The organism is Streptomyces sp. NPDC004647, assembly GCF_040609575.1.
In the GTDB taxonomy this organism is placed as follows: domain Bacteria; phylum Actinomycetota; class Actinomycetes; order Streptomycetales; family Streptomycetaceae; genus Streptomyces.
Genome location: NZ_JBEXKU010000029.1, coordinates 34300 through 55471 on the forward strand (window position 1 = coordinate 34300; position 21172 = coordinate 55471).

17 protein-coding genes are annotated in these 21172 nt (G+C 71.0%); 8 read left to right on the forward strand and 9 right to left on the reverse strand.

The window, feature by feature from the left end; all coding sequences use genetic code 11:
- Window positions 1-11 precede the first annotated feature (11 nt).
- A complete protein-coding gene (gene serC, locus ABZW18_RS15380) occupies window positions 12-1130 on the forward strand; it encodes a phosphoserine transaminase (RefSeq protein ID WP_356187334.1) in 1119 nt (372 codons plus the stop codon).
- 82 nt (window positions 1131-1212) lie between these two features.
- Here the strand turns inward: serC and ABZW18_RS15385 are convergent, their stop codons facing one another.
- Window positions 1213-1971: an ABC transporter permease gene (locus tag ABZW18_RS15385; protein WP_356187447.1), complete on the reverse strand. Its 759-nt coding sequence runs from the start codon at window positions 1969-1971 to the stop codon at window positions 1213-1215.
- A 98-nt stretch (window positions 1972-2069) separates the two neighbouring features.
- Complete coding sequence (locus ABZW18_RS15390; protein ID WP_356187337.1) at window positions 2070-3083, reverse strand: ATP-binding cassette domain-containing protein; 1014 nt, start codon at window positions 3081-3083, stop codon at window positions 2070-2072.
- Between the two features lie 88 nt (window positions 3084-3171).
- Between ABZW18_RS15390 and ABZW18_RS15395 the strand changes: the two genes are divergently transcribed.
- Together ABZW18_RS15395 and ABZW18_RS15400 are read left to right on the forward strand one after the other, a co-directional pair.
- On the forward strand, window positions 3172-3927 hold the full coding sequence (locus tag ABZW18_RS15395; RefSeq protein WP_356187340.1) for a TetR/AcrR family transcriptional regulator: 756 nt from the start codon (window positions 3172-3174) through the stop codon (window positions 3925-3927).
- Window positions 3928-3958: 31 nt separating this feature from the next.
- Window positions 3959-4363 carry a PPOX class F420-dependent oxidoreductase gene (locus ABZW18_RS15400; protein WP_356187342.1) on the forward strand — a complete coding sequence of 135 codons (405 nt, stop codon included), beginning with the start codon at window positions 3959-3961 and terminating at the stop codon, window positions 4361-4363.
- Window positions 4364-4446: 83 nt separating this feature from the next.
- Here ABZW18_RS15400 and ABZW18_RS15405 read toward each other — a convergent pair whose 3' ends face one another.
- Together ABZW18_RS15405 and ABZW18_RS15410 are read right to left on the reverse strand one after the other, a co-directional pair.
- On the reverse strand, window positions 4447-5448 hold the full coding sequence (locus ABZW18_RS15405; RefSeq protein WP_356187345.1) for a hypothetical protein: 1002 nt from the start codon (window positions 5446-5448) through the stop codon (window positions 4447-4449).
- A 155-nt stretch (window positions 5449-5603) separates the two neighbouring features.
- The gene (locus tag ABZW18_RS15410; RefSeq protein ID WP_356187347.1) at window positions 5604-6821 is read right to left on the reverse strand and encodes an endonuclease/exonuclease/phosphatase family protein; all 1218 of its coding nucleotides are present in this window, start codon (window positions 6819-6821) and stop codon (window positions 5604-5606) included.
- 276 nt (window positions 6822-7097) lie between these two features.
- Between ABZW18_RS15410 and ABZW18_RS15415 the strand changes: the two genes are divergently transcribed.
- Window positions 7098-7826: a GDSL-type esterase/lipase family protein gene (locus ABZW18_RS15415; protein ID WP_356187350.1), complete on the forward strand. Its 729-nt coding sequence runs from the start codon at window positions 7098-7100 to the stop codon at window positions 7824-7826.
- 123 nt (window positions 7827-7949) lie between these two features.
- A complete protein-coding gene (locus tag ABZW18_RS15420) occupies window positions 7950-8945 on the forward strand; it encodes an aldo/keto reductase (protein ID WP_356187353.1) in 996 nt (331 codons plus the stop codon).
- Window positions 8946-9160: 215 nt separating this feature from the next.
- Here ABZW18_RS15420 and thpR read toward each other — a convergent pair whose 3' ends face one another.
- The 3 genes from thpR to ABZW18_RS15435 form a co-directional block, all read right to left on the reverse strand.
- Entirely contained in the window at window positions 9161-9724 is a 564-nt protein-coding gene (thpR, locus tag ABZW18_RS15425) for an RNA 2',3'-cyclic phosphodiesterase (protein ID WP_356187355.1), read from the reverse strand.
- 62 nt (window positions 9725-9786) lie between these two features.
- A complete protein-coding gene (locus ABZW18_RS15430) occupies window positions 9787-11160 on the reverse strand; it encodes an MFS transporter (protein WP_356187356.1) in 1374 nt (457 codons plus the stop codon).
- 65 nt (window positions 11161-11225) lie between these two features.
- Window positions 11226-11687: a MarR family transcriptional regulator gene (locus ABZW18_RS15435; protein ID WP_356187359.1), complete on the reverse strand. Its 462-nt coding sequence runs from the start codon at window positions 11685-11687 to the stop codon at window positions 11226-11228.
- A gap of 154 nt (window positions 11688-11841) precedes the next feature.
- Between ABZW18_RS15435 and ABZW18_RS15440 the strand changes: the two genes are divergently transcribed.
- A complete protein-coding gene (locus tag ABZW18_RS15440; RefSeq protein ID WP_356187362.1) occupies window positions 11842-12024 on the forward strand; it encodes a ribbon-helix-helix protein, CopG family in 183 nt (60 codons plus the stop codon).
- Window positions 12025-12035: 11 nt separating this feature from the next.
- Here the strand turns inward: ABZW18_RS15440 and ABZW18_RS15445 are convergent, their stop codons facing one another.
- The gene (locus ABZW18_RS15445) at window positions 12036-13505 is read right to left on the reverse strand and encodes an NCS2 family permease (RefSeq protein WP_356187365.1); all 1470 of its coding nucleotides are present in this window, start codon (window positions 13503-13505) and stop codon (window positions 12036-12038) included.
- 222 nt (window positions 13506-13727) lie between these two features.
- Between ABZW18_RS15445 and ABZW18_RS15450 the strand changes: the two genes are divergently transcribed.
- A complete protein-coding gene (locus ABZW18_RS15450) occupies window positions 13728-14048 on the forward strand; it encodes a DUF2530 domain-containing protein (protein ID WP_356187367.1) in 321 nt (106 codons plus the stop codon).
- Window positions 14049-14122: 74 nt separating this feature from the next.
- On the forward strand, window positions 14123-16708 hold the full coding sequence (locus ABZW18_RS15455; RefSeq protein ID WP_356187370.1) for a cation-translocating P-type ATPase: 2586 nt from the start codon (window positions 14123-14125) through the stop codon (window positions 16706-16708).
- Window positions 16709-17106: 398 nt separating this feature from the next.
- Here ABZW18_RS15455 and ABZW18_RS15460 read toward each other — a convergent pair whose 3' ends face one another.
- Complete coding sequence (locus ABZW18_RS15460) at window positions 17107-20682, reverse strand: molecular chaperone Hsp90 (protein WP_356187450.1); 3576 nt, start codon at window positions 20680-20682, stop codon at window positions 17107-17109.
- Window positions 20683-21172: the final 490 nt, after the last annotated feature.

The following is a 21172-nucleotide window of genomic DNA, read 5'->3' on the forward strand; positions in this document are numbered from 1 at the left end:
AGGCTTCCCCCGTGGCTGAGATCCAGATTCCCGCTGACATCAAGCCCGCCGACGGTCGATTCGGCTCGGGCCCGTCCAAGGTGCGTACGGAGGCGCTCAGCGCCCTGGCGGCCACCGGTAGCTCTCTGCTCGGCACGTCCCACCGCCAGGCCCCGGTGAAAAACCTGGTCGGCCGGGTGCGGGACGGGGTCCGCGCGCTGTTCTCCCTGCCCGACGGTTACGAGGTGGTCCTCGGCAACGGCGGCTCCACCGCCTTCTGGGACATCGCGACCTACGGCCTGATCGAGCAGAAGTCGCAGCACCTCTCCTTCGGCGAGTTCTCGTCGAAGTTCGCCAAGGCCGCGAAGCTCGCGCCATGGCTGGCGGAGCCGACCGTCATCACCTCCGACCCGGGCACGCACCCGGATCCGCGCGCTGAGGCGGGCGTGGATGTGTACGGGCTCACGCACAACGAGACCTCGACCGGTGTCGCCGCACCCATCAAGCGCGTGGCGGGCGCCGACGAGGGATCCCTCGTACTGGTGGACGCGACCTCCGGTGCCGGCGGGCTGCCCGTCGACATCCACGAGACCGATGTCTACTACTTCGCCCCGCAGAAGTCCTTCGCGGCGGACGGCGGCCTGTGGCTGGCCGTCTTCTCCCCCGCCGCCCTGGAGCGTGCCGCCCGTATCCACGCGTCCGGCCGGCACGTCCCGGAGTTCTTCTCGCTGCCGACCGCCATCGACAACTCCCTGAAGAACCAGACGTACAACACCCCGGCGCTGGCGACCCTGTTCCTGCTGTCCGACCAGCTGGACTGGATCAACGGGCACGGCGGCCTGGACTGGGCCGTCGAGCGGACCGCGAGCTCCTCGTCGCGGCTGTACGGCTGGGCGGAGAAGGCCCCGTACGCGACGCCGTTCGTGACCGACCCGGCCAAGCGCTCGCAGGTCGTCGGCACGATCGACTTCACCGACGACGTCGACGCCTCAGCGATCGCCAAGGCGCTGCGCGCCAACGGCATCGTGGACACCGAGCCGTACCGCAAGCTGGGCCGCAACCAGCTGCGGGTCGCGATGTTCCCGGCCGTCGACCCGGTCGATGTGGAGGCGCTCACCGCCTGCATCGACTACGTGGTCGACAAGCTCTGAGCTGACATCCGCCGCGCACCGGGGTGCGTACGGCAACGGGCCCCGGCAGCGCTCAGCACTCGCGCCGGAGCCCGTTCCCGTATCAGCGGCTCAGGTTCTGGTACTTCCGCACCGCCAGCGGCAGGAAGACCAGCGTGATGACGATGGGCCAGACCACCGCCATCAGCAGCGCGTTCTCCTCGATCCAACTGCCGCCGCCCGGCATCGGATTGCCGAAAAGCCCCCGGATCGCATTCGCCGTCGAGGAGACCGGATTCCACATCGCGACGGTGCCCAGCCAGTCCGGCATCTGCGACGGCGGAGTGAAGACGCTGGAGATCATCCCGAATGGAAAGGCCAGGGCGAAAAGGTTCCCCGCGGCCTCCTGGTTGGGGACGAGAAGGCCGAGGAACACCCCGACCCAGATCAGTGAGAACCGCAGCAGGATCAGCAGCGCGAAAGCGGACAGCGCCTGGATGAGGCTGCCGTCGGGCCGCCAGCCGACAGCCAGGGCGATCACCGCCAGCACCACCAGGTCCAGGCAGGCGCCGATAACATCGGAGACACCGCGGCCGCTCACCACCGCGGAGGGCGCCATCGGCATGGAGCGGAAGCGGTCCAGGATGCCGCGTTCCTTGCCAATGGCGACCATCATCGCGGTGTTCATGAAGCCGGACGACATGGTCATGGCGAACATGCCGGGCAGCGCGTAATCCCTGTAGTCGACCTCGCCCCCCACCTCCATGGCGCTGCCGAAGACATAGACGAACAACAGCACCGACACAATCGGAAAGCCCAGCTGCCAGGCAATGTTGGAGGGCTGCCGCCGCAGGTGGGTGAGTTCGTTCCTGACAATGGTCATACAGTCCGCGACCGCCCAGTACAGCCGCCGCTCGGGCCCGTCCACGGCCTGTACGTCCACGGCCGGCGCATCCGCTGCCGGTCCATCCACTGCTGTGCTCATGCCGCCACGCCCCCCTGCTCCACCTTCTCCGTCTCTTCCGCCTCCTGCGGCTCCTCCGCGCGGTGCCCGGTCAGCCGGAGAAAGACCTCGTCGAGGGTGGGGCGCCGGACCCCGATGTCCTCGACGCCGATCCCCTCGTCCTGAAGGCTCCGCGCGACCTCGGTCAGCGCAGCCACCCGGTCGGCCACCGGCGCCGTCACCCGCCGGTCCTCCGGGTCGCTCTCCGGCTCGGCGTCGGTCACCCGAGCCACGACCTTGACCGCCGCCGGAACACCGGCGGCCTCCTGGACCACCACCTCGATCCGGTCCCCGCCGATCTCGCGCTTGAGCCGGGCCGGGGTGTCGTCCGCGATCATCCGCCCGCGGTCAATGACGGCGATGCGGTCCGCGAGCTTGTCGGCCTCGTCCAGGTACTGCGTGGTGAGCAGTACGGTCGTGCCCCCGGCGACCAGCGAGCGCACCGCCTCCCACACCTCGTTGCGCCCGCGCGGGTCGAGACCGGTCGTCGGCTCGTCCAGGAAGAGCACCTCCGGGGCGAGGATCATGCTCGCCGCCAGATCCAGCCGTCGGCGCATACCGCCGCTGTACCCCTTGACGCCCAGGTCGGCGGCGTCCGTCAGCGCGAACTGCTCCAGCAGCTCGTCGGCCCGCCGCGCCGCCTGCTGCTTGTCCAGGTGGAAGAGCCGCCCGAACATCGCCAGGTTCTGCCGCCCGGTGACGATCTCGTCCACCGACGCGTACTGCCCGGTCAGCCCGATCCTCCGGCGCACCTCCCGCGGCTGCCGCATCACATCCAGGCCCGCAACCTGTGCCCGCCCGCCGTCCAGCCGGACGAGGGTGGACAGAATCCGCACCGCTGTCGTCTTGCCCGCGCCGTTCGGCCCCAGCAGCCCGTGGACGGTGCCGCGGCGCACGGCGAGGTAGAAGCCGTCGAGCGCGCGCTTGTCCCCATACCGCTTCTGCAGGCCCTCGGCGAGGACCGCGTGATCCGTATCCGTTGTGTCGTTCATGGACTCCCCTCCAAACTGAGTACAGCGTACTCGATTTCGCGTACGGCGTACCCAGTTTTTTTCGCGGCCGCTTAGGATGGGGGACACCATGACGACGACAGAACACACCGGAAGCGGCGACCTCAGCCGCAGCCTGGAGCTCCTCTGGGACTTCGGCGGCAAACCCGCCCGCGGCCCCAAACCGGGCCTCACGCTCGACCGGATCGTCACGGCCGCGGTCGCCGTCGCCGACGCCGAAGGACTTGAGGCCGTCTCCATGCGCCGCGTCGCCACCGAGCTCGGCGCCGGCACGATGTCGCTCTACCGCTACGTCCCCGGCAAGGCTGAACTGCTCGACCTGATGCTGGACAAGGTCAACGACGTGGGCGATACGACGGAGTACGACCCGGACCTCGGCTGGCGAGGCGTCCTGGACCTCATCGCGCACGGCATCTGGGAGATGTACACCCAGCACCCCTGGCTGCTCCTGGTCGACCAGGCCCGGCCCGTCCTGGGGCCCAATGCCCTCGCCGGGCTGGAGATCTCCCTCGGCGGCATCCAGGACGCCGCGCTCTCCGACCGGGAGAAGATCACCGTCCTGACGCTCATCGAGGGCTACGTCCACGGGCTGGCCCGCGGCCACGTCAACTCCGTACGGGCGGAGCAGCGCACCGGCGTCAGCGACAAGGACTTCTGGGACGCCCAGGCGCCCATCCTGGAGAAGGCCATGAACACCGGCCGCTATCCGCTGCTCGCGGCACTGGACGAGGACGCCTTCACCGGACACAGCGAGGCCACCTTCGAGTTCGGCCTGCAGCGCCTGCTCGACGGCCTTGAGACCTTCATCGGACACCGCTCCGGATGACGGGTGCGCCGCTGTATGCATCCATGGAGGCATGGCCACTCCAGGACTCGCACCGTTCGTGCAACAGGGCTGCATTCTGCTCACCACGCGCAAGCGGGACGGCTCGACCGTCGGGACGCCCGTCCATATCGCCGTCGACGGCGACCACGCGTACATCCGCACGTTCGCCAAGTCGGGCAAGGCGAAGCGGATGCGCAATTTCCCCGAGGTGGAGGTCGCCCCCTCGACCCGCCGCGGAAAACCGACCGGGCCGACCTTGAAAGCCCGGGTGCGGCTGCTCGACCAGGGCAGCGAGGAGAACGCGCACGCGGCCTATCTGATCGGCCGCAAGTACCCGCTGGTGCAGCGCTATCTGGTCCCGGCGGCGCACAAGCTCCTGCGGGACAAGACGCTGCACTACGAAGTGCGGCTGCTCGAGGAGGAGCCGGGCGCGTAACAGCCGCCGCGCTCCGCGGAGAGGAGCTCGGCGGGCAGCGGGTAGCTGTCGCGCCATGGACGGCCGGCAGCCGCGCGGCGCCCTCAGCGGCGCCGGAACACCTTGCGCAGCCCCATCACCAGCCCCGTCGCGGCGGCGAACGTCAGCACGCCCATGAGGAGGTTGCGGTCCCGGTCGCCGCCCGTTTCGTCCGCCTTGTCCTCTCTGCCGGACGGTCCGCCTTTCACACCGGCCTCCGCCGCCACAGAGTCCGGCAGCAGTTCTCGCCGCAGCTCGACCCGCGTCACCCGGCTCTGCGCGCCCTCCGTGCCGTACATCAGCGCACGGCCGTCCGGGGAGAAGGTGACCGACTCGCCCTGGCGCTGCATCGGCAGGCTCGGCTGCCCGATCCGCTCCGGCAGACCGCCCTCCCAGCCGTACTCGGCCGCCGAGAAGTAGCTGCGCACCACCAGCCGGGTGCCGTCCGGCGAGAACGCCCCGTCGGTCGCCCAGAGATCGATGTCGGCAATCCGTTCGAAGGTGTTCACACCGGACGCGGAGAGCTCCTTCGGTCCGCGGTACAGGCCGCCGCCCTCCTCGTGCTTGCTGACGATGTAGGCCCGGCCGGTCTTCGGATGGACCATCAGCGACTCGGCGTCACGCGGGCCGCCGTCGTACTGGACGGTGTAGCGGACCGGCGTGACCGTGGTGTTCCGCAGTTCCTTCGGCTCTTGGAACTGGTAGATCCACACCTCGGACCAGCTGCCGCCCAGATTGTCACCGATGTCGCCCACATGGATCCGGCCGCCGGGGCCGACCGAGATGGCCTCGACATCGCGCGGTTGGATGCCGCTGAGGGTGACGGTCGCGACGGTTCGGCCCGTCGCGCTGTCGACCGCGTAGACGTACGGGCCGTCGTCGCTGTCGTTGTGCGTCCAGAAGATCCCGGGGTGCAGGCGGCTGGCGGCCAGGCCGCTGGACTCCGTTATCCGGGGGTCCTCGATGGTGAAGGAGGACGGGGAGTCGTTGTCGCCGGCAGCCGCGGGCGCGGCGGCGACAAGCACGACCAGGGCGGCGGCGCCGAGGCCGCGTGCAAGCGAACGCATGCCCCAAGACTGCCACCTGGCGGGGGTGGCCCGCTTCAGGCCGCGGGCCGGGCCGCGTCCGCATCAGCCCCTTGTGCCCGTCCGCCGACACGGTACCGACGCGGCACCCACGCGGTGCGGGGCCGAGCCGCCTGGTCCGGACCGGGAGCGGAACGCTAGAGGTCGAGGACGACCCAGGCGGGATCGTGGTCGCTGCCGTCACCGCCGTGCCGGGTGCGCCGGTCGATGAACGCGCCCTTCTGACGCGAAACGAGGTTCCTGCTCAGCCAGATCTGGTCGAACAGTTCGTACTTGGCCGGCTGACCGGATTCCTTGAACCGGTGGGTCCACGACCCCGACGGCGGTGGAGGAGGAACGTCCGCTTTTGGTTCGCGTGTCTCGACCGGATGGGAGAGGCCCTCGGTCAACGACAGTTCCGAGGAGTGACCCAGCGCTGAGAGAGTCGGCGCATCCGGGGTGTCGTTCATATCGCCCAGCACCAGGAAACGCCCGTCGGGGCGGGACCTCGCGGAGACGATATGGGCAATGGTCTCCGCCTGAAGGCGACGACGTTCGTCATTCGCGGCCGCGCCCAGCTCGGGTGAATGCCCTGGTTCGACGAACTGGCTCTTGAGGTGGTTGTTGAATATCGTGAGCAGCCGCCGGTCCCGGTCGCGGGGATCCAGGATTTCGACTTCCAGCAAGTCCCTGCTGAATACGCGCTCGGTGTGCAGCTTCGGATGGGCCGCATGCTGCCAGGAGGTTACGGCGCCTATCGGAAGTTTTGACAGCACGGCCAGATCGATCAGCCGGGGGTCATTGCCCTCGATGAGGGTCAGGTTCGGGTACGCATGGCCGAGCTGCTGAGCGGCGAAGAACCGCAGCGTGTCAATGTCTTCGACCTCCTGAACGGCCAGCACATCGAGATCCATCCGGAGTATCCGCTCGGCGATGCTCTTCTGGTCCTCGGGGTCCTTGCCCTTGACCAGCTTTCCCTTGTAGGTGCGGAGCCGCACCTGCTCGGGGTCGTCGAACACGTAGCTGCCCGTCAGTCCTTCGCCGTTCTCCGCCGGTTGAACGCTGGAGACTTCAGCGCGGAAGTTGAAGCGCGAAAACAGATTGTTGAGATTGAACGTTCCTACCGTGACATCCATGCCGACCTCCGCTGTCAGCTTGATCGGTCGGCCCGGCAATTCCAGGGTAACTCGACTGGGTTCATCCTCAACAGCGGCACCGGGGTAGTGAATTACCGGTCCCCCGGCCGTATTTGCGCTCGCCGCGACAGCCTGGTCGCCGGGGTCGATAATGAAAGCAACGGCCTGGCGTCCGTCCCGTCCGTGCGTTGCTCCCTGTAATGCGTGGTCGTGGTTTCCCCCTGTGATGAAAGCGGGCACATTCCTCTGCTGGAACAGGGTTCGCGGAGGTGTCGATGACCTGTGCCCGGGAGACGGGGAGTCCGGAGCCCCGAGCGCCCGGAGCCCCAGAGCCCCCAGGTGCCCGAACACCCGCGTACCCGAGTGCCCGAACGACCGGTGCTCGTACGCCCGGCTCGTCGGACTGTGTTCATGCTCCTCGGCAGCAAGCCGGGGGCTGCCCGGACCTCTCGGCGCGCCATCCTTATGATCTCGTCCCATGAAGATTCCCGAGGCGGTCCACCGCTTGGACGCGGCATGTTGGTGATGTTCGTCGGCGACTCGATGACCATCGGAAGCGCCGGGGAGCACACCTGGCGCTACCGGATGTGGCAGCACCTCAACCGCGAGTCCGGGGGGCCGCACCGGATAGTGGGGCCGCGCAGCGGACTCCACGACCCGTCCGCCGACGCCGGCCCGGACGCCGGGCACACCGGCGACGCCGCCCACGCCGCCGGGTCCCAGGACTACGCCGACCCGGACTTCCCCCAGCATGCCCGCCGCCACCTCGCGGGCTGGGGGGAGGGCTGGCTGCACATGGCTCCGCTGATCCGCGAGGCGGTCGCCGGTCACCGTGCCGACCTGCTGCTCGTCTCGCTCGGCCTGATCGACCTCGGCTTCTACTCCGACGCCGGTCAGACGGCGGCCGATGTCCGCCGTTTCATCGCGGAGGCGCGGGAGGCGAACCCGGGGATAGGAATGGTGCTGCTGCCCGTCATACCGAACATCCGCGCGTTGTCGGACGAGCCCTTCGCCGCGGAGTGCGAACGCTTCAACGAGCTGCTGGCGAAGGCGGTGGCCGACCTCGACACCCCGGCATCGCCGCTGCTGCTGGCGTCCCGCCCGGACGGCTGGCACCTCGACCACGACACCTACGACGGCACCCACCCGAACGCCTCGGGCGAGCACCGCCTGGCCGCGGCCTTCGCGGACGCGATGCACCAGGCGTGGGACGTAGGCAGCCCGTACGCGCCGGCCCCGAAGTAGGAAAAGGTCGCGCACGAGCAGCCCCTCCCCGGTCCCCGGGGCGTTTCCGGTAGCCAACACTCTCGTCGCCGCTGCGGGTCGCCCCTTGCTTCGAGCGCGCTCCAAGGCGTTGGCTTGTGACCCATGGAGTACACGCAGCTGGGACGCACCGGACTCAAGGTCAGCCGACTGGTGCTCGGCACCATGAACTTCGGGCCCGTCACCGACGAGGCCGACAGTCACACGATCATGGACGCCGCGCTCGGCGCCGGCGTCAACCTCTTCGACACCGCCAATGTCTACGGCTGGGGCGAGAACAAGGGCCGCACCGAGGAGATCCTCGGCTCCTGGTTCGCCCAGGGCGGCGACCGCCGCGAGAAGGTGGTCCTCGCCACCAAGGTCTACGGCAACATGGCCGGGGACGGTGTCCCCTGGCCCAACCAGGACAAGCTCTCCGCCCTCAACATCCGCCGCGCCGTCGAAGGCAGCCTCAAGCGGCTCGGCACCGACTACATCGACCTGTACCAGTTCCACCACATCGACCGGACCACCCCGTGGGACGAGATCTGGCAGGCCGTCGACGTCCTCATCCAGCAGGGCAAGATCCTCTACGCCGGATCGAGCAACTTCGCGGGCTGGAACATCGCCCAGGCCAATGAGGCCGCCCGCCGCCGCAGCTCGTACGGCCTGGTCAGCGAGCAGTGCCTGTACAACCTCGCCGAACGGCGGGCCGAGATGGAGGTCATCCCGGCCGCCCAGGCGTACGGCCTCGGGGTCATCCCCTGGTCCCCGCTGCACGGCGGGCTGCTGGGCGGGGTGATCCGCAAGGAGCGGGAGGGCGGCGCGAAGCGCGGCGTCTCCGGGCGGTCCGCCGACGCGCTGAAGAACGCGAAGCAGCGCGAGCAGATCCAGGCCTACGAGGACCTGGTCGACAAGCACGGCGTGCAACCCGGCGACGTCGCGCTCGGCTGGCTGCTCACCCGGCCCGGTGTCACCGGCCCGATCGTCGGCCCGCGCACCACCGAGCAGCTCGACTCGGCGCTGCGCGCGGTCGAGCTGGAGCTGTCGGACGAGCTGCTGGCCTCACTCGACGAGATCTTCCCGGGGCCGGGGCCCTCGCCGGAGGCCTTCGCCTGGTAGCGAAGGGCTGGTAGCGAAGGGGATGCCTACGGGCGGCCGCGCCTACCCGAGCGCGGCCGCCACAGCGACGACGACGAGCATCAGTACGAGGGCACCGCTCACGATCCGGGTTCTCATCTTGGAATCCACACGTCGAGGCTAACGGGGCGGCCGCACGCACCGGCAGTGACCCCGATCACGACCGCGGCTGCCGAGCGGAGACGCCCGGGCCGCGATCATGCCCCCAGCGGCCAGGCCCCCACCGTCTCGTAGCGCGGCTGCTCCCCCTCCACCCCGCTGACCGGCAGATTGCTGCGGACCAGGCTCAGCTCGCCCACGGTCCATGGGCTGCCCTCGAACTCCGCGAGCGCGTCGACGAACGGGCTGAGAGTCATATGTGTCCGGTTGCGCGCGATCGTCAGATGGGGCGCGTAGGAGCGGTGCTCGTCCATCGGTACGCCCGCTCTCCGGGCGCCGGCCGCGGCCGAGTCCGCCAGCCGTCGCATCGCCTCCGGATCGCCTTCGGCGCCCACCCAGACCACCGCGCGGGCGAAACGGCCGCCGCCCGAGAGCCGGAGCTCGAACGGATGGTGACGGTGTGCCGCCCGTTCGAGCCTCCTGCTCAGCTCCGGCAGCAGCTCCTCCGCCACCTCCCCGTAGAACGCGAGCGTGAAGTGCCAGCCCGCCCGGCCGGTCCAGCGCAGCCGGTCCGCCCCCGGCAGTGCCCGTACCTTGTTCACTTCCCCGGCCAGCTCCGCCAAGGCCGTGGCCGGCGGCAGGACGGCAGCGAAGAGTCTCATGCGGCCAGTTTCGCGCAGTCCCTTGATCGGAAGTGACCGGTCGGTCAACCCGACCGCACCGATCACGCAGCCGCGGCCAGCCGCTTCTCACCCGACGGCAGGCGCGGTACGAACTCCACGTGCCGGTGGCCGCGTCGCAGGTCCACCTTGAGCCGCAGTCCGCCGACCCGGACCAGCACCAGACCCACGGCAACGGCGGCGAGCGCGGAGATCAGACCGCCCGCCAGGAAGCCGATCCGGGCGCCGTACGCATCCGTCAGCCAGCCGACGATCGGTGCGCCCACCGGCGTACCGCCCATGAAGACCATCATGAACAGGCTCATCACCCGCCCCCGCATCGCGGGATCGGTCGCGAGCTGGACGCTCGAATTCGCGGTGACGTTGATCGTCATGCCGAACATGCCGATCGGCACCAGCAGCGCCGCGAATACCCAGAAGGCGGGAGCGAGGGCCGCCGTCATCTCCAGCACGCCGAACAGGACGGCCGCACCGATCAGCAGCCGCAGCCGGGACGCCCCGCGCCGGGCCGCGAGCAGCGCGCCCACCAGCGAGCCGATCGCCATGAGCGTATTGAGCAGGCCGTACGTGCCCGCGCCCGCGTGGAAGATGTCGTCGACGAAGGCGGTGAGCCAGATCGGGAAGTTGAAACCGAAGGTACCGATGAAGCCGACGAGGACGATCGGCCAGATCAGATCGGGCCGGCCGGCGACGTAACGCAGGCCCTCCCGCAGCTGGCCCTTGCCGCGCGGCGCGCGCTCGACCTTGTGCAGCTCGCCCGTCCGCATCAGCAGCAGACCGGCGAGCGGGGCTATGAAGGACAGACCGTTGAGCAGGAACGCCCAGCCGCTGCCGACCGCCGTGATGAGGACACCGGCGACGGCGGGGCCGACCAGGCGGGCGGACTGGAAGTTCGCGGAGTTGAGGCTGACGGCGTTGCGCAGATCGTCCTGGCCGACCATTTCGACGACGAAGGCCTGACGGGCCGGGTTGTCGACGACCGTGACCATGCCGAGCAGGAATGCCATGAGGTAGACGTGCCAGACCTGGACCTGCCCGCTGAGCGTCAGCGCGGCGAGTGCGAGGCCTGTGAGGCCCATCGCGGCCTGGGTGATCAGGAGCAGCTGCCGCTTGGGGAAACGGTCGGCGATCACACCGCCGTACAGCCCGAAGAGCAGCATCGGGAGGAACTGCAGCGCCGTGGTGATGCCGACGGCGGCCGAGGAGCCGGTGAGGCTGAGCACCAGCCAGTCCTGGGCGATGCGCTGCATCCAGGTGCCGGTGTTGGATACCACCTGTCCGGTGGCGAAGAGCCGGTAGTTCCGTACCTTCAGCGAGCGGAACGTCCCCGTGCGCGGCTTCGCGGCGTCAGGGGTGCCGGGGATGTCGTGGTGTGTGTTCGGTGCGGGTGCGGATTCTGCTCCGGGTCCCGTACTCAAAGTGCGTTCGCCTCCTCGTCGTGGCGTGCCGCCGTCTTCTCTGCGCTCGCCTTCTCGAGGTGCGCTCAGAGATGCGCAAGCTTCTCCAGCACGGGCGCGGCGGCACGCAGCGCGGCCCATTCCTCATCGTCCAGTCCCGCTGCGAGTTCAGCGAGCCAGGCATTGCGCTTGCGCCGGCTCTCCTCGAGCATGCTCTCCGCCCGCTCGGTCTGGGTGACGACCTTCTGCCGGCGGTCCTCGGGGTGCGGCTCCATCCGGACCAGCCCCTTGTTCTCCAGCATCGCGACGATGCGGGTCATCGACGGGGGCTGCACATGCTCCCTGCGGGCCAGCTCACCGGGGGTCGCGGATCCGCAGCGCGCGAGAGTGCCGAGCACCGACATCTCGGTGGGACTGAGCGATTCGTCCACCCGCTGGTGCTTGAGCCGACGCGACAGTCGCATCACGGCGGACCGCAGCGAGTTCACGGCGGCGGCGTCCTGAGGGGACAGCCCCGCCGGCGGCGGTGTGCGGCTCGATTCCGGCATGTTCTTTAGGTTAACTCATTACCCTGCCTAAAGACCAGTCGCAACCGTGAGCGATGGGCCACACCTCTGCACCATCACCGGGACGATCACCCATACGAGTGAGACGGTGTCGGAAAGTGACGCACGCGCCCCCGGCGGCCGGGACCGTACGGGTATGGGATCTGACGTGCTAAGCCTGCGGATGGACGGTGAGCTGCTCGACCGGGTCCGGCAGCACGCCGCGAAACGCGGAATGAGCGTCCAGGACTACGTGGTCCGGACACTCATGCGCGACGACTTCGACGAGCGCTTCAACGCGGCGGTCGACGAGACGGAGAAGTTCTACGGGGTGACCTGAGTGGTCATCGGTCAGCTGACACCGAGTGCCTGCTCGATCGGGCCGAGCAGGAAGTAGACCAGGAAGCACAGCCCCACGACGTTCAGCAGCCACGGGATCGTACGGAAGCGGCCCGTCGCCGTCCGCAGCAGGATGAAGGACAGCACCCCAAGACCGATGCCGTTGGTGATGCTGTACGTGAACGGCATCGAGACCATGGTCAGGAACGCCGGCGCCCCGACCGTCGGATCGCTCCAGTCGATACCCCTGACGTTCGACGCCATGATCAGGAATCCGACGACGACCAGAGCCGGGGTCGCCGCCTGCGAGGGGACCACCGTCGCGAGCGGCGTGAGGACCAGGGCCAGCAGGAAGCAGGCGCCGGTCACCAGATTCGCCAGCCCCGTACGGGCACCCTCGCCGACACCCGCCGTGGACTCCACGAAGCAGGTCGTCGCCGAGGCCGAGCCGAATCCGCCCGCCGCGACGGCCACACCGTCGACCATCAACACCCTGCCCATGCCGGGCAGCCGGCCCTGCTCGTCGGTCAGGCCCGCCTCCTCGCCCACGCCGATGATGGTGCCCATCGCGTCGAAGAAGCCGGACAGCAGCACGGTGAAGACGAACAGGCAGCCGGTGACCAGACCGACCTCGCGGAAGCCGCCGAACAGGCTCACCTCGCCGATCAGCCCGAAGTCCGGGGTGCCCACGATGCTGTCGGGCACCTTGGGGACGGTCAGGCCCCAACTCTCGTCCGGGATGGTGGCGACGGCGTTGATGAGGATCGCGACACCGGTCATCGCGACGATGCCGAGCAGGATCGCGCCCTTGGTCTTACGGACGACCAGCACGAAGGTGAGGGCCAGTCCGAGCACGAAGACCAGCACCGGCCAGCCCTCCAGCCGCCCGCCGGTGCCCATCCCCAGCGGGACGGTGGTGTGCGCGGAGTCCGGGTTGCGGGTGACGAATCCGGAGTCGACCAGGCCGATCAGCGTGATGAACATGCCGATGCCGATCGCGATGGACCGGCGCAACCCGGCAGGGATCGCGTCCAGTACGCGCTGCCGGAGGCCCGAGGCGACCAGGACCATCAGCGCCAGGCCGGCCAGGGCCACCATGCCCATCGCGTCCGGCCAGCTCATCTTGGGAGCGAGCTGGAGCGAGACGACGGCGTTGATGCCCAGGCCCGCGGCGAGCGCGATCGGGACGTTGCCGATGATGCCCATCAGGACCGTGGTCAGACCCGCCATCAGGGCGGTGGCGGTGACCAGCTGTCCGGTGTCCAATTGCTGGCCGAACTTGTCCACACCCGCACCCAGGATGATCGGGTTCAGTACGACGATGTAGGCCATCGCGAAGAACGTGGCCAGCCCGCCGCGAATCTCCCGCGGGACGTTCGACCCCCGCTCTGAGATCCGGAAGAAACGGTCCAGCTTGTTCCTCGGCTCAGCGGGAGACGGCGGAGGGGCATCGGCGTCAGCTATGACCGAGGGGGGCGGCATACGGGACCTCAGTGGTACGGGCCTGGGGGGGCGGCGCGGCGGGCGAAGCAACCTGCGAAGGTGAATATCCGGTCCACCGCCGGACGATCACACGAATAAGTCCAGTCAGTCCCGGACCGGGACAGTATGAATGCATAGGCCATAGATCTCCAATCTCCGCGCGTAGACCCAGTCGCCTCCAGCCCCGGCAGTTCGAGCGGCCCCGGCCCGTAAGCTGTGCGCATGACCAAGTGGACCCCCAGGCACGAGGCGCCTGAGCCCCTTGAGGGCAATGTGGTGGGCACCATCACCGGCGGCACCGTCCTGTGGTTCGTCCTCTTCCTCGTCCAGCTCCCCTTCTACGGCTGGTTCGACGACCACGGACATCTGTGGTGGGTCTGGACCTGCCTGGCCGGCGCGGGACTCGGGCTCATCGGTATCTGGTACGTCCGCAGGCGCGACGCCGCCCTCCGGCGGGCGGCGGGCGACGCGGGGGCAGGCACGCCCGGCGCGGGCACCTCCGGGGCCGACCCGGACAGCGCCCCCGGCGGTACCGGAGCCTGATCCTCGGCGGCAGGCCCCTGACCGGAGGAGCACTCAGGGGGTGAACGCCCCTCTCCCCCCGTACGGTCGTAGTCATGACGCAGCGGCCTCAGACCGACGGGGGACAGCCGGAGCCGTCAGGCGGGGCCGGCACCGGGCAGGCCATCGACGCGGGCGCGGAGCTCGATCCCGTACACCCCGTCTCGCCGCCCGGAACGCGGCGCCCGGCCACGGCCTCTCCCGGCCTCACCGCCGCCGAGGTCGGCGAGCGGGTGGCGCGCGGCGAGGTCAACGACGTACCCGTCCGGTCGTCGCGCTCCACGGTCGACATCGTCCGCGCCAACGTCTTCACCCGGTTCAACGCGATCATCGGGGTCCTCTTCGCGATCGTCCTGGTCGTCGGCCCGATCCAGGACGGTCTCTTCGGCTTCGTCATCGTCGCCAACACCGCGATCGGCATCGTCCAGGAGCTGCGTGCCAAGAAGACCCTTGACGCCCTCGCCGTGATCGGCGAGTCCCGGCCGACGGTCCGTCGCGACGGCGTCTCCGCCGAGATCCACACCTCGGAGATCGTCCTCGGGGACCTCGTCGAACTCGGCCCCGGCGACAAGGCGGTGGTCGACGGCGAGGTGGCCGAGGCCGACAGTCTGGAGATCGACGAGTCGCTGCTCACCGGCGAGGCGGATCCGGTGGTGAAGCAGCCGGGCGACCCGGTGATGTCGGGCAGCTTCGTCGTCGCGGGCGGCGGTGCGTTCACCGCGACCAAGGTCGGCCGTGAGGCCTACGCCGCCCAGCTCGCCGAGGAGGCTTCCCGTTTCACCCTGGTCCGCTCCGAGCTGCGCAGCGGCATCAGCCAGATCCTCAAATACATCACCTGGATGATGATTCCGACCGCGATCGGACTCATCATCAGCCAGAGCGTCGTGCAGGAACACGACTGGCGCGAAGCGGTCCGCCGGATGGTCGGCGGCATCGTCCCGATGGTGCCCGAGGGCCTGGTCCTGCTGACCTCCGTGGCCTTCGCGATCGGCGTCATCCGGCTCGGCCGCAAGCAGTGCCTCGTACAGGAGCTGCCCGCGATCGAGGGCCTGGCGCGGGTCGACGTCGTCTGCCTGGACAAGACCGGCACGCTCACCGAGGGCGGCATGGACGTCCACGCGTTGCGGCTGCTCGGCTCCGCGACCGACGACTCCGGCAGCGAAAGCGGCCGGGGCGCGGGGGGAACGGGGAGCAGTGGCCGGGGCGCGGGGAGCGGCCCGGACGAGAGCCATGTACGCAGCGTGCTGGGGGCCCTCGGAGCATCGGACACCCGGCCCAACGCCAGCCTCCAGGCGATCATCCAGGCCTATCCCGACGGCCGGGACTGGCGCGCCACACAGACACTGCCGTTCTCCTCCGCCCGCAAGTACAGCGGCGCCAGCCTCACGGCGGAGGGGGGCGGGCACAACACCTGGCTGCTGGGCGCGCCCGACGTCCTGCTGCCCGCCGGTGACCCGGCACTCGCCGAGATCGACCAGCTCAACACCCAGGGCCTGCGGGTACTGCTGCTCGCCCGCTCCGACCGCGCGCTGGACGACCCGGCGGTGGCACAGGAGGTACGGCCCACCGCCCTGGTCGTCCTGGAGCAGCGGCTCCGCCCGGAGGCCTCGGGCACCCTCCGCTACTTCGCCGATCAGCACGTCGACGCGAAGATCATCTCCGGCGACAACGCGGTGTCGGTCGGCGCGGTCGCGGGGAAGCTGGGACTGCCCGGGGCGGGATCGCCGGTGGACGCCCGGAAGCTGCCCGCCGAATTGGACCGGATGGCCCAAGTGCTGGACGACAGCACGGTGTTCGGGCGGGTCAGCCCGCAGCAGAAGCAGGACATGGTGGGCGCGCTCCAGTCCCGCGGCCATACGGTCGCGATGACCGGCGACGGCGTGAACGACGTACTCGCCCTGAAGGACGCCGACATCGGCGTCTCGATGGGCTCGGGGTCGGAGGCGACCCGGGCCGTCGCGCAGATCGTGCTGCTCAACAACAGCTTCTCGACACTGCCGTCGGTGGTGGCCGAGGGCCGCCGGGTGATCGGCAACATCACCCGGGTCGCGACCCTCTTCCTCACCAAGACGGTCTACTCGGTGCTGCTGGCGATCCTGGTCGTCTGCTCGCAGGTCCCCTACCCCTTCCTCCCGCGGCATCTGACGCTGCTGTCGACGCTGACGATCGGCGTTCCGGCCTTCTTCCTGGCCCTGGCCCCCAACAAGGAACGGGCGAGACCGGACTTCGTCCGTCGGGTCATGCGGCACGCCATCCCGGCGGGGATCATCGCAGGGGCCGCCACCTTCACGACGTATCTGATGGCCCGGCGCTACTACAGCGGCTCCGGCGCTCTTCCCGCGGAGACCAGCGCCGCCACCCTGACGCTCTTTCTGATCGCGATGTGGGTGCTGGCGATCGTCGCCCGGCCGTACACCTGGTGGCGGATCGGGCTGGTGCTGACGATGGGGCTGGGATTCCTGGTCGTGATCGCCACGCCGTGGCTGCAGACGTTCTTCGAGCTGAAGCTGGTGGGGAGAACGATGCCGTGGACGGCGGTCGGTGTTGCGGCGCTGGCCGGGGTGGCGCTGGAGCTGTCGTGGCTGTGGGTGGAGAGGAAGTACCCCTGCGGGGAACCCCGCGGCCCCGAACCGAACGGCTAGCCCTGGCCGCAGGAGTCACGGGGGTGGCCGAAGGCACCGCGCTCCCCGGCCGTCCTCCCGTCCGACGGCCCGGTCGGGGTACGCGGCGTGCGCCCACCCGTCCCCGCTTCCGGTTCCGCCGCCCCCGCACCGCGCGGACTGCCTCGAACCGGCTGGGGCTGCCCCGCCGCTGCGGGCTCGGCAGTCCGCGGGCCGGCCTGTTGCGCCTCGCGTCGCCTCCGTTCCTGCCGCCATGGCCATGGACCCACGCGTCCTGGTCGTCAAGCACGGCCGACCGCCTGCGTCGCCGTCCGAGAGTGCGTTCGGCGCGGTCGACGGCACGGTGCGGTCGTGCGGCGGCCGGCGTTCGGTCCCGGGGCGGCCGAGCGGCGGCCGGCCCCCGGGCGCGGCGCGGGACGCTACCGGTCGAACCAGCGGGCCCGCGCCAGTTCCTCCGTGCGGGAGAGGTCCTCCAGGAGCGCCGCGACCTCGAATCGCCGCGGCCAGTCACCCACCGCCCAGGCCAGGCCCGCCGCCACGCCCTCCACGGTCGCCGCGTGCAGCACACCGTCCGGCGTCCGGCGCCAGTCGGTCTCCACGCCGTCGACGAACAGTTCCTCGTACTCGACATAGGACGCGGGCGTCGCCGGGCCGAGGAGTGTGCGTACGGCGTCGGGCACCTCGTGCGTCTCTCCCGCCTGCTCTCCGGCGGCGTCCCCGCCGGAGGCGACCCGGCCCTCGTACGCATCGCTGAGCCGCCGCACCTGGAGCAGTTCCGCCAGGTCCGCCGCCAGCCCGGGGCGTACGGGCAGCAGGGCCCGGCCCGCGGCCAGCGGCATCAGGTCCGGGGCGTCCGCGACCAGCGCGTCCGCGGCGTCCACGACCTGCACCTCGCCGTCCACCACGGCCCGCAGCTCGTCGGGCAGTGTCACCTGCTCGGGGTCGAGGTCCGCCAGCAGTCCGTACAGAGCGTGCAGTTGGGCGGCGGTGACCGGCCGGCCGGGGTCGGCGAGTCGGGCCAGCAACTCGGCCGCACCGCCCGGCTCGTCGAGCAGCGCCACCACCGAGGTACGCACCCCGAGCGCACGCAGCACCTGCTCATCGTCGAAGCCGTGCGCGTCCACGGACTCGTAGAGTCCGGCAAGCAGCGGGTCGCCGCCGGCGGCCCGGAGTCCGGCGGGTCGGCGCCCGTCCAGCACCGGCTGGCCGCGCAGCCACCATGCGGCGTACGGGCGTACGGTCTCGGTCGTCCCGTCCGGCAGCAGAATGCGTACGGATGCCGTCAGCGCGTCCCGCAGCGGCGGCTGGGCGAGCAGTGCGAGGGCCTGCAGCCAGGCGTCGTCGTCCACCAGGTCGAGGTCGCGGACGGCGACGATCTCGGTGGCGACCGGCGGCACGGGGGTGTCGGGCAGCCGGTCGAGCACGTCCTCGCACCACACGTCCACCGAGTCGAGCAGCCCGACGTCGTCCGGCTCCGCGAACTCGCTGTCGCGCGGCTCGAGTTCATCGGGGTCGAGGACGACATCCGTGGCCCGTACGAGTGCGAAGTTCGCCAGCACGCCGACTGCCGTGAGGGGCTGCTCGCCCCACCGTTCGGCGAGTTCCGGATCGCAGGCGGCGAGCTCGCCTTCGCGGATGACCTGCTCGAACGGGCTGCCGGGGAAGACCAGTTCACCGGCCGGGGCCGGCTCGCCCTCGTCGTCGGGGAGTGCGAGCGCGGCGAGCCAGGGCTCGTCGCCGGGTGCGAGCTGCGCGTCCCGTACGAGTCCGAGGACGGCCTCGGCCAGCTCCTCGGCGTCCAGGGCCTCCTCATCCCAGATCTCGCCGCTGTCGAGGGAGCCCGCGACGGCGGCCCGCACCTGAGGGGTGGTGAGGACGGCGCGGGGCGTGGCGGGGGTCGCGCCCAGCTTCTCGAGGAGCGGGTGGGCGGCGTCGGGGTGGGCGACCTTGAGGCCGAGGCGCGCGAGGGTGGCCGCGCTGGTCGTCCCCGGTGCGGGGGCGGTCTCGGACGCGGGGGCCGGGATGCGGGTCGCGCCGACGACGACGTCGGCCACATCCGGATGGCGGCGCTCCGCGGCGGTGTCCTCGGTGCCGGGGAGCGGCAGCAGAACCTGCCGGGGCCCGATGGTCGTCCGGCCGTCGGCGAGCGGCACGGGCAGACCGCTGAGACGGTCGGGGTCGGTGCCGGTGAGGCTGTCGTACAGCCGCCGCCACCAGGAGGGGGCGCGCTCGACGCCGGCGAGCCGGTCGATGGCCTCGCCGAGCGGCACGCGCGCGACTCCCAGCGCGCGCAGTTCGGCCCGGCGCTCGAGTCCGGCGGGGAGCAGACCGGGGAACAGCTCGGCGAGCACGCGTACGGTCCCGGCCCCGGCGCCTTCGAGGATCTCGGCGTCGACCGGCCGCAGGGCGTCCGTCCCCTCGGCGGTGCCGCTGCCGCTTCCGGCGAGGGGGTCGTCCCAGCCGACGGCGTCGACATCGACGTCCGCCCGGCGCCCGGCGGCACCGGGAGCCTCCGTCCGCCGGCCGGCCGCCTCGTCCCCGGCACGGACGGCGCTTCGCACCGACCCGCCGTGATCGCCGAGCGGAGCGCTCGGCGCGGCGGGCGGGCCCCCGGCCGCCGACTCGCGGGCGTCCGGACCGGCGCCTGAGCCGAAGCCACCCGGCCGCAGGCCCGGGAGCTCCTCCCAGGGCTCGCCGGACTCCGCCGCCGCACGGTCCGTCCCCGCCCCTGGCGCGGGCGACGCCGCGCTGGGGAGGAAGGGGACGCGCGGCAGGAGCCGGAGGATTTCCGCGCGGAGGCGGCCGTCCAGTTCGCCCTTGCCGAGCGGGCCGGGTACGAGGTCGATCGTGCCGGTGCCGACGGGCCGCCAGTCGCGCACCAGCGAGAGGTACGCCTCCGCCGCCCGTTCCACCAGGAAGTCCGTGAGCGGGCCGGGTGCCGCGTGGCGGCGGGTCGGCTCCAGCGGGAGTGAGGCGATCAGCAGGGCGGGCAGGCCGAGCGGTTCGTCCGTGGGCGTGGGTGCGTGTACGACGGGCGCGGTGCCGGGCCGTACCGGAGCGCCGCCCTCCGCCTCGTCCTCGGCCTCACTCACGGGTACGGCCCAGGTCACCGACCACACCGGGCGCAGCCGCTCCTCCACCGGGCGGTCGGTGAGCAGCGTCGCGTCCAGCGGGCCGCCCGCGACGGAGGTACGCCAGCGCGTGGTGCCCCGCGCGCTGTCCTCGATGACGACGTACCGGCCGTCCTGCCGGCGCGTCAGGGTCCGAACGCCCTCCGGCGTCTCCACGACGACCTCGGCCAGGCCGGGAAGGGTGATCAGCAGCGCATCGTCGATTCCGGCCAGCAGCCGGGTGGCGAGGTCGGCGGCCGCGCCGTCGCGAAGCGGCAGCACGACGGCGGTGTCGTACCCGACGGGCGCGGTGCCCTGCGCGGCCAGCGGCAGCCGCAGCAGCGGTACGTGCCCGTCGCGGCGGCGCAGTTCGTCGGCGAGCTTCGGGCTCGCCCCGGCCGCTTCGCTCGCGAGTCCGCGGGCCTCGGCGAGGGACCAGCGCACGCCGCCCGTACGGCCGACGACGGCGGGCTCGTCACTGACGGCGAGCACGGCCGCGAAACCGACGCCGAAGCGGCCGACGGCCCGCGCGGGGTCCTCGTCGTCGCGCTTCGCGGAGGCGCGCAGCGTGGAGAGCGACTCGACGCCGGGGGCGTCCAGCGCAGCGCCGGTGTTGGCGGCGGCGAGGACGGCGGGCGAATCTTCCCCGGCGGGGTGGAGGGTCAGCCGCAGACGGCCGGGTACGCCGGAACGGGCGGCCGCGTCGGCGGCATTCTGGGCCAGTTCGACGACGAGCCGGTCGCGGTAGCCGCCGAGGGCGAGGTCCTCCTCGGCGTTCGCGTCCTCGCGGAACCGGGCCGGGGAGGCTGCCCACGCGTCCAGCACACCGCGCCGCAGTCGCGCCGTCCCGAACGGGTCAGCCCCGTCGGCCGTCGCCCGCACCATCGCCGTGCCGCTCACGTGTCGCTCCTTCTCCCGCACCATCGATTGTCAGCGCCGAACGTACCCCTTGCGCCACCCGCGCGGCTGCGGCCCCCCGCCCGGGCGGACGGGCCCGCCCGCGGCCACGGCCGAGACATCGCCCGGTGCCTCGGCGAGGCTTCACCAGGAGTGTCGGCAAGGCTTCACCCGGGGCACCCGCAGGAGGTACGCACCCGCCACTCCCGACTGCCCACCCACCTGCCCCGGAATGCCTCCCCGCCGCCGTACAGCGCCGACAGCGGATGCCGGACGGGGCCGCAGCAGCCCGCGGAGACGGTGGTCCCAGTTCCGGGCATCCGCAGCGAGCCGGGAAGAGGAAGCGAACGCCGGCCCGCCCACGGGAAACGCCGGCCCGCCCACGCGGAGACGGCACGGCAAGGACCGATGCCCGCCACCTCGTCTGCTGAACGCGCAGCGGCCCAGTCCCACCCGGTCGTGCACCGCCGCCGCGCCG

What these genes read in the sequence shown, in the direction of transcription:
- ABZW18_RS15385 (WP_356187447.1), bottom strand. Translation starts at nt 1,971, where the DNA reads ATGACCATTGTCAGGAACGAACTCACCCACCTGCGGCGGCAGCCCTCC.
- ABZW18_RS15390 (WP_356187337.1), bottom strand. Translation starts at nt 3,083, where the DNA reads ATGAACGACACAACGGATACGGATCACGCGGTCCTCGCCGAGGGCCTG.
- ABZW18_RS15395 (WP_356187340.1), top strand. Translation starts at nt 3,172, where the DNA reads ATGACGACGACAGAACACACCGGAAGCGGCGACCTCAGCCGCAGCCTG.
- ABZW18_RS15400 (WP_356187342.1), top strand. Translation starts at nt 3,959, where the DNA reads ATGGCCACTCCAGGACTCGCACCGTTCGTGCAACAGGGCTGCATTCTG.
- ABZW18_RS15405 (WP_356187345.1), bottom strand. Translation starts at nt 5,448, where the DNA reads ATGCGTTCGCTTGCACGCGGCCTCGGCGCCGCCGCCCTGGTCGTGCTT.
- ABZW18_RS15415 (WP_356187350.1), top strand. Translation starts at nt 7,098, where the DNA reads ATGTTGGTGATGTTCGTCGGCGACTCGATGACCATCGGAAGCGCCGGG.
- ABZW18_RS15420 (WP_356187353.1), top strand. Translation starts at nt 7,950, where the DNA reads ATGGAGTACACGCAGCTGGGACGCACCGGACTCAAGGTCAGCCGACTG.
- thpR (WP_356187355.1), bottom strand. Translation starts at nt 9,724, where the DNA reads ATGAGACTCTTCGCTGCCGTCCTGCCGCCGGCCACGGCCTTGGCGGAG.
- ABZW18_RS15435 (WP_356187359.1), bottom strand. Translation starts at nt 11,687, where the DNA reads ATGCCGGAATCGAGCCGCACACCGCCGCCGGCGGGGCTGTCCCCTCAG.
- ABZW18_RS15440 (WP_356187362.1), top strand. Translation starts at nt 11,842, where the DNA reads ATGGGATCTGACGTGCTAAGCCTGCGGATGGACGGTGAGCTGCTCGAC.
- ABZW18_RS15445 (WP_356187365.1), bottom strand. Translation starts at nt 13,505, where the DNA reads ATGCCGCCCCCCTCGGTCATAGCTGACGCCGATGCCCCTCCGCCGTCT.
- ABZW18_RS15450 (WP_356187367.1), top strand. Translation starts at nt 13,728, where the DNA reads ATGACCAAGTGGACCCCCAGGCACGAGGCGCCTGAGCCCCTTGAGGGC.
- ABZW18_RS15455 (WP_356187370.1), top strand. Translation starts at nt 14,123, where the DNA reads ATGACGCAGCGGCCTCAGACCGACGGGGGACAGCCGGAGCCGTCAGGC.
- ABZW18_RS15460 (WP_356187450.1), bottom strand. Translation starts at nt 20,682, where the DNA reads ATGGTGCGGGCGACGGCCGACGGGGCTGACCCGTTCGGGACGGCGCGA.